The sequence below is a fragment of the Falsiroseomonas selenitidurans genome (genome assembly GCF_012103215.1).
Classification (GTDB): domain Bacteria; phylum Pseudomonadota; class Alphaproteobacteria; order Acetobacterales; family Acetobacteraceae; genus Falsiroseomonas; species Falsiroseomonas selenitidurans.
In genome coordinates this window covers 1-869 of sequence record NZ_JAAVNE010000132.1, presented here as the reverse complement: position 1 = coordinate 869, position 869 = coordinate 1, and the positions used below count along the sequence as shown (strand labels likewise).

The 869-nt window shown below is 80.4% G+C and carries 1 protein-coding gene; it reads right to left on the bottom strand.

Annotated features, from left to right (window positions below):
- Window positions 1-773: DUF6212 domain-containing protein (locus HEQ75_RS27700; RefSeq protein ID WP_268887824.1), on the bottom strand; the 773-nt coding region annotated here is incomplete at its 3' end.
- Window positions 774-869: the final 96 nt, after the last annotated feature.

The following is an 869-nucleotide window of genomic DNA, read 5'->3' as shown; positions in this document are numbered from 1 at the left end:
GAGACCTCGAGCAGCGCCGGCGCCGCGCCGCGGTTGCGCACGGCGATCGCGAGGTGCAGCACGCCATCCAGCCCGGCGGGCAGCGGCAGGGCGATGCGCAGGCCGCCACCGCCATCCGCCACCCGCCAGCCGCTGTCGCGTGCCTGGGCCAGTTCAGGGTCGGGGCCCGCGCGCAGCGCCACCTGCAGCTTCGCCGCCTCCCCGCTGCGCACCGCGAATTCGCCGGGCGCCGCGCCGGCCGGCAGGTCGAGCATCGGCCGCGGCGGTTCCGCGCCGGCGGCCGCCAGCTGGAAACCCGCCCCCTCGATCCGCGCCGCCTCCCACGCCGCGCGGGGCAGGGGCAGGGCGGCACCGGCGGGTGGGGCCAGCGTATCGCGCGCCGCCCAGTCGAAATGCAGCGGATGGGCCAGCAGCCCGGGCTCCGCCACCTCGGCGCGCAGCGCCAGCGGGGCGCCGGCCTCGGGGCCGGTGGCGGACAGCAGCAGGGTCTCCCCCGGCGCGGCCTCCGCCGCCACTTCCAGCACTGCTTCCGCCGCGCCGGGCGGCGCGGGCTCCGGCAGGTCCAGCGCCAGCCAGCCGGGGGCGAGCGCATCGCCCGGCACCGTCCAGGCACCGAGCACCCGGCCACCGGCCAGCAGCCGGGCCCGCAGCAGGCTGGCCGGGCCGGCGCGCAGCGCGCCGAGATGCAGCGCCAGGGCGAAGATCCCCTCCGCCGGGCGGCCGAGCGCCTGGGTCACCCGGGCGGGGGCGGTGGCGCCGGGGGCGGGCGGCAGGTCGATGACGCGGCGGCGTTCCGGCGGCGGCAGATGCGCCAGGAGCCCGCGTCGCTTTTGCCGCGGCGAGGGCAGCTAATCGGACCGGACGCCGAG